The organism is Neobacillus fumarioli NBRC 102428 (genome assembly GCF_001591485.1).
Classification (GTDB): domain Bacteria; phylum Bacillota; class Bacilli; order Bacillales; family Cytobacillaceae; genus Neobacillus; species Neobacillus fumarioli.
The window spans coordinates 1-8,610 of sequence record NZ_BCUZ01000115.1 but is presented as its reverse complement, the minus strand read 5'-3'; the positions used below and the strand labels follow the sequence as shown (position 1 = coordinate 8,610).

The window sequence follows — 8,610 nt, the reverse complement described above, 5'->3', positions numbered from 1 at the left end:
TTTGTGTTTCCGTCTAAATAGTACAATCAATGACCAAATAGCTGTCGGGAAATACGAAATGATTTCAAAGGAACGGAAAAATACCGAAGGAGCAAATTTATATCGTTTATCGCATCCATTGGGTGAATACGTAATTGATAAGGCTATATCAGTTTCAACCCCCCTTGCTAAGTTAGAATTTGATATAACAAATCATCCAGTAAAAATTTCTTTAGTGTGGAATGTAAACGTCAAATAGTCCCCACCTATTAGAAGGCTGGGACTATTTGACGTTTACGAGGGTGCTGTTTACTTTTTTGCAAAAACCTTATTTACTTGTGGCGGTACACCGTACTATATGAATGTAGGAGTCTTAATAATTTTTTGTTGGAACTATACGTTTTTAAACGCGCTTTATATTTTCTGTTGAATTTTCGCTAAAATGGTTGATAGTATTTGATTTAAATTTTTTAATTCTTTCATGTCTATGGACAAATTTTCTAGCAATTTTGATGGAATACATTGAGCTTTGACTTTTAGGTCTTCACCTTTTTTAGTTAATGAAATGATGACCATCCTTTCATCCTCTAATGATCTTCGGCGTTCAATAAGATTATTCCCTTCCATTCGCTTTAGCATAGGTGATAACGTTCCCGAATCTAAAAATAACTTTTGGCCAAGCTCTTTAACCGTCATCGATTTTTCCTCCCAAAGTACCAATAATACTAAATATTGAGGATACGTTACATCCAACTCTTCTAATAAATTTCTGTATAATTTAGTGATTTCACGTTCGGCTGAATAAATCTTAAAACATATTTGGTTCTCGAGTTTTAATTGATTATTTTCCATTTTCTTGTCCTTTCATCTTTCATTAGTACCATTATAATACAATAACAAATTAATTAAACTACAATTTAATTTTACACAACTTAATTATTGACTTCGGAATACCTTATCGGTAATATAATTTTATAAAATTAAATTGTATGCAATTTAATTTTATAAAATTATATTTTGAGGTGATTTTTTATGGAATTATTATATACTGCCAGTGCAACAGCAGAAGGTGGGAGAGCAGGGAAAGTAACAAGCAGTGACGGAACATTAAATTTAGCCCTTTCAATGCCAAAATCTTTAGGTGGTCAAGGAAAGGAAAAAGCAACGAATCCAGAGCAATTATTCGCTGCCGGCTATGCAGCCTGCTTCGATAGTGCACTAAATTTGGTAGCACGACAAGAGAGAAAACGAATTGACTCTAAAGTTACGGCAGAAGTTTCACTTGGGAAAGATCAGGATGGAGGATTTAAATTAGCTGCAGTCTTAAACGTGTCGATCAAAGGGGTATCATTAGCGGAGGCTGAGGAGTTAGTTCGTAAAGCTCATGGTGTTTGTCCTTACTCTAAAGCAACGAATGGAAATATGGATGTAAAATTAATAACGAGTGTAATCTAAAATTTCTCATTTAGAAACGTATGGGATCCTGAAAGCCGGTTGTAAGCCCGAAATATAAAAAAGAAGCGTACCTTCCGATACGCATCACAAGTAGCCGTAAATTCTAATTTTTTTAATCGAATTACGGCTATTTCTTTTATTTACTACATTCTGCCCGGATCATTTTTGACCAGGGCATGTATTGGTCTAAAATTTCCGGTCTTTGATGGATGCCGAGATTCGGTAGATCCGTCAAAAGTTTCTTTATGTATTCATAGAAATCTATACCGTTACTTTTGGCAGTTTCTGCGATACTCAAACAGATGGCGTTCACTTTAGCGCCAGATTCACTAACTCTAAAGAGCCAATTTTTTCTTCCTATAACGTTGGGACGGATGGCATTTTCGGCTGGAATATTATCAATTTCAATGCGCCCATCATTTAGGAATGCTTTCAGTCCATTTGCCCTGTTCAATGTGTATTCAGCTGCTTTTGCGAGAGCATTTTTCCCGTAGAATAGTGATTTTCCAATCCACACAAGGAATTTATCTACAATTGGCTTCGAGTATTTTTGGCGTTTTTTTCTGCGCTTACTCGAAGACAAGTGTATAAATTTCCTTTCGAGACAGTACAAATCGTTACAAAAGTTCACACCGATTCGACCATTTTTGCTGTCTGCTTTCAGCCAGTAACGACGAACATGGGCCCAACAATTTGCGAAAGTAACGCCTTCCAATTTATCATAGGCAGAATAACCATCGCAAATAATCGTCCCAGAAAAGCCTTCTATAAAACTTTCAAGGACAGAACGTGCCCGTAATAAGGCACTTTGAAAGAGAGTCATTGGTGGCCCTTGGCATGGTACAGTTCGAAATACCCAATTATATGCATTGGTTTGACCAGATTTCCCATCGGATCGGTTGAGAATTTGCCCATACGTTTCATCGACATGTAAAAGCGATTTGGCCATTATCAAATGTTTCATTCGTTCATAAATAGGCAATAACCAATCTTGTGATGCACGAATGACCCCATTCGAAAGGTTCTTGGCATTGGTATTCAGGCCATAACGATCCCATTCCTTAACCTGTGGTAAAGGGGTAAGTATTGTGCAAATTTATCATAGATGACTTTGGCAAGTACGCTAGGACTTGCGATACTACGTTGAATGGGAGATTGTGGCGCTTTACCACGTTTAATTTGTGCTTGATGAAATGCATCGCCTTTACAATTTTTACATTCATAAGCATGTTCAAAATGTTGGACTTTCTTCATTCTAGCAGGAATAAATTCTGCTTCTTCACGTACGATTGTACTGCCAATTTCAATCATTTGGCCTTGGCAACAGTCACAGATTGTATTTTCCGGATGATGGTGAACAGCTTCTACTTCAATATCATTATGCAATGAATCGTTTCGTTTTTCTTTTGAACTTTTCGTACAACAGTGTAAGAAATCGTCTGTTGGCTTTGTTCTCCTGTGTTGCTCAGGTTCATTAAAAGACGGGTCATCTTCAAATAGTGACACTTGCCCATCAGGCGCGTTGTATTTCGATTTTTCGGTTTTTGATCCGTATAAAAGCTTAGTTAAATGGCGAACTTGCTCGGTTAACGCTTCGTTCTGTTTCAATGATTGATCCAATTTTTTTGATAGTTCTTGTTGATTCGCATTAGCCAATTGCTCTTCAACCAATCCAATTAATCTCTCAAATTGATTTTCACTCGTTCAAGAAACGTTCGCCACTTCATTCACCACTCTTCGTTCAGATTCACTCTTCTTATTATAACGAGTTCGAACAGTGGAATAAAGATAAATTGAAGGACATCAACGAATTTAAAAAACACCTTTTGATGATGACTTAATCGCCTTTGGCTGCTGAATTGATAATCCTTCAAGGAGCCAGCGAAGCTCCTGTTGTGAAAGATTGCGTACTTCATTTTCATTTTTTGGCCATTGAAGTTTACCGTTATCCAAACGTTTATAAAGCATGGCGAAGCCATCACCATCAAAATACAAACATTTATATCGATCTTTACTCCACCCGGAAAATAGAAAAATAGAATCACCATATGAATCAAGTTCGAAAGAATCTTGAATCAGTGTTGCCAGGCCTTCAATTCCTTTTCTCATGTCTGTTTTACCACAAATGATATAAATGTTTTTAACCTGTATAATCGTGTTTCATTAATCTTTCAACTCCCTCATAACCGTTTGGATGATGTGCTCATCTACGCCGTTGAAAAAAGAAATTTCAACGTTGCCGGTTTTGATCGTGCAAGTTGGATTTGAGGAAACCACTGCTGGTTTTAATGTGGAATTATTTTTGTTTTCGGTATGTAATTTTACGGAGACGATGGTTAGTTTTTGTTGTGGCATATGAAAAGCACCTCCCTTAAATTGATACATTCATAGTACCAGGAGGCGCTGCGTGTTTATATGCGTTGTTTGATTGGGGGTTTACAATAAATCAACCCATTCAGCCCTTTTTTTGATTTTACTTTATCAATAAAAAAAGAAAGAAACAACGGATTAAAGTGGCACCCATGTCAAGGACACAATAAAAAAGAGATTAAGCAGCTAGAAGATGATTCCTATACTGAGTAGGGGTCATCTTTTTTAAATTCCACTGATAGCGGTAATTGTTATAGTAAACCATGTAATGATCAATTTTTGACTTCAATTCCTTCAATGTTCTTGCCGATTTATAGTCCACTTCATCCTTTAGGTGGCCAAAGAAGGACTCTTGAGGGGCATTATCCCAACAGTTACCTCTCCGTGACATGGACTGGCCCAGACCATACTCCTTTAAAAGCTTCTGGTATCGTGGGCTTGTATAGTGGCTTCCCTGGTCTGAGTGGATAAAAGCTTCTTCATGGAGAGTAATTTTCTTATTGTTCCTCAATTTATGGATCGTCTTGGTGGCGATGTCCAAGGTGATGCGATCAGACACATGATAAGCCAGGATTTCATTGGTGGAGGCGTCTTTTACGGTCGACAAATAAGCCATACAATTTCCGTTATATGGAAGACAAGTGATATCCGTAAGTAATACTTTCCCGGGGATTCCCTGCTTGAATTCCCTGTTTAATTTGTTCGGGACAACCCGATGCTCCTTCGTTGCTTTAGCGATCTTTTTATAAGGGTTAGGCTTCCGGTGAGGATAAACGATTCCATATTTCCTCATGATCCTCTGGATCTTTTTACGGCTGAAGATAATATCAAATTCATTCTCCAATATCATTTTGATGGAGCGTGAACCTTTCTTATATCCCCGCCGGTCAAAGGCCTTTAAGATGATTTCCTTCGCTTCAAGGTCCAATTTCTCCCGTGCTTCCCGAACAGAGGAAGCCTTCAGATAACTGTAATATCCCGACCGTGAGACATCCAGAAGGTCACAAAAATAACTGGTCATCCCCTTGAATCCGTTCTGTTCAATGGTCTCCTGGATCAATTGGTATGCTTTATTCGGATTTAAACTTTCGCTTGCGTTTAGCAGCCTCCTTTCGGTCGTTTCTAGCTTTTTTAACAGCTCCACCTGTCCTTCCAATACTTCAATCACTTCGGACTGTGTAAGCTCACGCTTTAAGGGTCTGCCGGAAGCCGTTTTCCTTGAATCTGTAAGCCCGATCAGGCCATTCTTTTCATAGGCTTTTTTCCATCTATGTGCTGACTGTTCAATTCGTTTTATGCCGATAATATCCACATCGAAGCCGTTCTCCTCAAAGATCTGACGAGGGGATTTGCCAGCTTGGTATTCATCTATAAATCTATTTTTAAAATCGTCAGTATAGGTAATAGACTTTTCGCTGACACGCTGTACATTTGGATTTTTTTGAAGTATGTTTATTTCTTTAGTTGAAAAAGTTATTTTACTCATATTGTCCCCTAATCCCCATATTCTGAAATTCAAGTATATAAAAATCCTGTAGGTTGAACACTCTTTTTTTCGAGTGTCCTACCTACAGGTACCATTTTAGATTGCTTCTCTCTTTTTGTTTTCCTTTTTTAGCCCGCACAACAAGATAACTTGGATACATCTTTATCAAATGTCAAAGCTGCCAATTTCAGCCCTTCTGCCATTGTTAAATATGGGGCAAGGCTTTCACGTAAATCTTCAATCGTAAGCCCAAATTTTACGGCTAATGTACCAGCGTATATCACATCGCCTGCGTTTTCAGCAACAATATGCACACCCAATATCTTTAAGGTTTTGGCATCAGCAACCAATTTGAATACACCTGTGGTTTCACGATTGACTAACGCTTTTGGAACTGCTTCTAACGGAAGAACTGATGATTTGACTTCATATCCTTGTTCTTTTGCTTTCTCTTCGGTAAGACCGACAGAAGCAACGGAGGGGTTGGTAAAAGTGAACCCGGCTAGGGCTTCAAGGTTGGCTTTACGCTTAAGACCGCAAATTGCATTATCTGCAGCAATTCCTCCTTGATATGCAGCTACATACACGAATTGAGGACTCATAGTGGCATCACCAGCAGCATAAATTCGTGGGTTTGTCGTACGTAAATAATCATCAACAAGGACTTCTCCTCGTCTTCCAGTCTTAACGCCAGCTACTTCCAGATTTAATGCCTCTGTATTTGGTATGCGTCCAGTAGAAATAAGAAGTTGTTCAGCTTCAATCACTCTCTTTTCGCCATTTACAATTATATGGACTTTCTTCAATCCGTCTTCTTGTTCAACACGTTCAAATGTTGCTCCCGTAATCAAATGAATACCTTGCTCAGTCAACGCCTTGGTTATCGCTTCTGAAATCTCTGGGTCATAATCTTTGAAGACCCGTGGGCTACGTTGCATTAAGGTAACTTCGACACCTAAGTTATGGAACAGTTGCCCAAGCTCCATACCAATATATCCTGAACCAATCACTGCAAGTCGTTTTGGCAATTCTTTAAGCTCTAGCAATGTAGTGCTTGTTAAGTAAGTCACTTTTTCTAATCCAGGGATATTCGGAACAGAAGGGGAAGCACCGGTAGCAATCAAAAACCCCTTGGCTGTTAGTTGCTTTCCATTCACCTCAACTGTGGTTTCATTAACAAATTTTGCTTCGCCTCGGATAAGTTCAAAGCCATATTCACCAATTAAATTTACATATTTTTCTTCACGAAGCTTGCTAACTAATTCATCCTTTTGTTCAACAAGCTGGCGAAGATCCACTTGACCAACTGATGTATGTAATCCGACAAAGGGATTACTTTTTGCCAAATGATTAATTTCTCCTGCTCTAAGCAATGTTTTGGAAGGAACACAACCGATATTTACGCAAGTTCCCCCAACTGTTCCACGTTCGATAATTGCAACCTTTGCACCATATTCCACCGCTTTAATGGCTGAGGAAAAAGCTGCTCCACCGGAACCAATAATAAGAAAATCATATTCGCACTCATCACCGAGAATAAAAGCATCATCAGATTCAATCAATACCGCATCTCCAGACTGGTATTTTGCCTCATTGATGGCATTTTGAGCAGTTTCAGATCCAACATCATCCGGTAATTCAAACGTAGCTTCATTGAGGCGAAAATTGGCATCGATATTAACAGCACCACTTTTTTTAAGTGCAGTTGCAACATGTTCTTCACAGCTGCTGCAAGTCATACCATAAACATTGATCCGGTATTTTTTCATTTATTAACCTCCAATTACATCAAATCCATATTTTGTAATTTGTATTTGAATTTGCTTTACATCGGTTTTTTTATCGTCAAAGGAAACAGTGACTTTCCCCGTGCTTCCCTTAGGTTCAACGTCTACCTTGATGACACCGGTGACCTCTGAAATTAATTCCTGAACCACAGAAGGCGGACAGCACTCAAGTCCAGTAACCGTGAACGTCGCCGTTTTGCTTGCAACAACTGTGCTTGTATTTGTAGTTTTTACAGTTGCTGCTGATTTTTCATTGTAAGAACATGCCGTACTCAATAATAAAACGGACGCTATCACCATAATTCCCATTGTTCTCATAGAAAACACCCACCTTTATATAGGTCCTCTTTCAATCAACTCTAAAAAAAGAAATGAGCCTAAAACTAAAACGGTAGTCGTCCATAAAGTGATGACCGTACTTTTAATTTTTCGTTTTCGTCCATAAACCAAATAAAACGAAACCCCAAGAAATAATAACGTCATGGTCTTGAGAAACAGTTGGTACTTGATTGAAAAAATCGCTAACGTTCCTGCCAAACTAGACAAACCAAAAGGAATGAGAATTAAAGGTCCGAGACAGCAGCCGGACATAAGAAAAGCGGAAAATACAGCACCACAGCTTGTTAGTTTTTCGCTCAAATTCATTCACCTCGTTTTCTCCCTGGAACTCAGCAACAATCGTGTACAGTGTCTTTTTTTGCTTGTTTGTTTGCTCGTATCAAAATGGAAATTATAAATATAACTGCCAAAATAACACTGGCGGATGTTTGATGGACGCAAAAAAACTGACCAAGCGTTGTGCCGGCAAGTAGAGGAAGAATCAAAACGAGATGACAAGGACAGGAAATTAAGGCTAAAAAGCCCAACCCCATATTTTTGCATTTTGTTTCACTGATGTTCCTCCTTTTCTTTATTGTCCATTAACGCTTCGATGATTGGGCATTCATGGATTGCCTTTTCATCCGGACATCGGTTTTTTAAGTCCGTTAGCATACATTCAATTCTCTGCATGTCTATAATTTTTTTCCTAACATCATCAAGTTTATGAACAACAAAATCATACATATCCGCACATCTTACTTCTTCCTTGTCAGCAACGCCTAGTAATTTATGAATTTCTGTTAAAGTAAAACCGAGATCTTGAATTCGCTTAATAAACAAAATCCGATTAATCGTTTCATCGGAATACAATCGATAACCCGAATCAGTCCTTGTAGGCTTAGAAATCAAACCCATTCGATCGTAATACCTAATTGTTTCTTTATTGACATTGCATGTTTTCGCAATTTCACCGATACGGTACTCCACCAAGAAGCTCACCTCCAAAACAATTATAAACCCTGTACCAAGGTACAGGGTCAAGGGGTGTATTCATTATTTCATTATTTATCTTGAACCTGAATCGGCTACATTTAACTGGACAATAAAATTAAGGTCAAGTAGACTAACCACCGAACATGGGCATACTGCTTATTAAGCATAAGTGATCCGTACTAAAAACTTTATATGGAGGGACGGGTATGCTAGCCTTTT

The 8,610-nt window shown here is 38.3% G+C and carries 11 protein-coding genes and 1 pseudogene; 2 read left to right on the top strand and 10 right to left on the bottom strand.

The genetic code is table 11. From position 1 onward, the window contains the following. Nucleotides 1–238 (top strand): hypothetical protein (locus BFU02S_RS17155; protein ID WP_218005656.1); only part of this gene is annotated, 238 nt, incomplete at its 5' end. A gap of 155 nt (nucleotides 239–393) precedes the next feature. On the opposite strand, the gene BFU02S_RS13160 is transcribed toward BFU02S_RS17155, so the two are convergent. Next, nucleotides 394–831, bottom strand: coding sequence for a MarR family winged helix-turn-helix transcriptional regulator (locus tag BFU02S_RS13160; protein ID WP_066371446.1), 438 nt, complete (start codon nucleotides 829–831; stop codon nucleotides 394–396). A 180-nt stretch (nucleotides 832–1,011) separates the two neighbouring features. Here BFU02S_RS13160 and BFU02S_RS13155 point away from each other — a divergent pair, with 180 nt between their 5' ends. After that, the gene (locus BFU02S_RS13155) at nucleotides 1,012–1,434 is read left to right on the top strand and encodes an organic hydroperoxide resistance protein (protein WP_066371444.1); all 423 of its coding nucleotides are present in this window, start codon (nucleotides 1,012–1,014) and stop codon (nucleotides 1,432–1,434) included. Between the two features lie 136 nt (nucleotides 1,435–1,570). On the opposite strand, the pseudogene tnpC reads toward BFU02S_RS13155, so the two are convergent. The 9 genes and pseudogenes from tnpC to merR all read right to left on the bottom strand — a co-directional run bounded on the left by tnpC (nucleotide 1,571) and on the right by merR (nucleotide 8,385). Beyond that, nucleotides 1,571–3,111 (bottom strand): annotated as a pseudogene (gene tnpC, locus BFU02S_RS17835) (IS66 family transposase). A 135-nt stretch (nucleotides 3,112–3,246) separates the two neighbouring features. Beyond that, the gene (tnpB, locus tag BFU02S_RS13145) at nucleotides 3,247–3,561 is read right to left on the bottom strand and encodes an IS66 family insertion sequence element accessory protein TnpB (protein ID WP_268872906.1); all 315 of its coding nucleotides are present in this window, start codon (nucleotides 3,559–3,561) and stop codon (nucleotides 3,247–3,249) included. 36 nt (nucleotides 3,562–3,597) lie between these two features. Continuing rightward, complete coding sequence (locus BFU02S_RS13140) at nucleotides 3,598–3,789, bottom strand: hypothetical protein (protein WP_066371440.1); 192 nt, start codon at nucleotides 3,787–3,789, stop codon at nucleotides 3,598–3,600. Between the two features lie 193 nt (nucleotides 3,790–3,982). Continuing rightward, entirely contained in the window at nucleotides 3,983–5,290 is a 1,308-nt protein-coding gene (locus BFU02S_RS13135) for an IS3 family transposase (protein ID WP_066371437.1), read from the bottom strand. Nucleotides 5,291–5,418: 128 nt separating this feature from the next. Next, nucleotides 5,419–7,059, bottom strand: a complete 1,641-nt coding sequence (gene merA, locus BFU02S_RS13130) for a mercury(II) reductase (protein WP_066371434.1) — start codon at nucleotides 7,057–7,059, stop codon at nucleotides 5,419–5,421. A 3-nt stretch (nucleotides 7,060–7,062) separates the two neighbouring features. Further along, nucleotides 7,063–7,395, bottom strand: a complete 333-nt coding sequence (gene merP / locus BFU02S_RS13125) for a mercury resistance system substrate-binding protein MerP (protein ID WP_066371432.1) — start codon at nucleotides 7,393–7,395, stop codon at nucleotides 7,063–7,065. 15 nt (nucleotides 7,396–7,410) lie between these two features. Next, a complete protein-coding gene (gene merT, locus BFU02S_RS13120; protein WP_169797604.1) occupies nucleotides 7,411–7,716 on the bottom strand; it encodes a mercuric transport protein MerT in 306 nt (101 codons plus the stop codon). Between the two features lie 29 nt (nucleotides 7,717–7,745). Further along, nucleotides 7,746–7,973 carry a hypothetical protein gene (locus tag BFU02S_RS17710; RefSeq protein ID WP_369690693.1) on the bottom strand — a complete coding sequence of 76 codons (228 nt, stop codon included), beginning with the start codon at nucleotides 7,971–7,973 and terminating at the stop codon, nucleotides 7,746–7,748. Next, entirely contained in the window at nucleotides 7,966–8,385 is a 420-nt protein-coding gene (merR, locus tag BFU02S_RS13115; protein ID WP_066371450.1) for a mercury resistance transcriptional regulator MerR, read from the bottom strand. The genes BFU02S_RS17710 and merR overlap by 8 nt, the downstream gene beginning before the upstream one ends. Between the last annotated feature and the right edge of the window lie 225 nt (nucleotides 8,386–8,610).

What these genes read in the sequence shown, in the direction of transcription:
- BFU02S_RS13135 (WP_066371437.1), bottom strand. Translation starts at nt 5,290, where the DNA reads ATGAGTAAAATAACTTTTTCAACTAAAGAAATAAACATACTTCAAAAA.
- merP (WP_066371432.1), bottom strand. Translation starts at nt 7,395, where the DNA reads ATGAGAACAATGGGAATTATGGTGATAGCGTCCGTTTTATTATTGAGT.
- BFU02S_RS13155 (WP_066371444.1), top strand. Translation starts at nt 1,012, where the DNA reads ATGGAATTATTATATACTGCCAGTGCAACAGCAGAAGGTGGGAGAGCA.
- BFU02S_RS13160 (WP_066371446.1), bottom strand. Translation starts at nt 831, where the DNA reads ATGGAAAATAATCAATTAAAACTCGAGAACCAAATATGTTTTAAGATT.
- merA (WP_066371434.1), bottom strand. Translation starts at nt 7,059, where the DNA reads ATGAAAAAATACCGGATCAATGTTTATGGTATGACTTGCAGCAGCTGT.
- BFU02S_RS13140 (WP_066371440.1), bottom strand. Translation starts at nt 3,789, where the DNA reads ATGCCACAACAAAAACTAACCATCGTCTCCGTAAAATTACATACCGAA.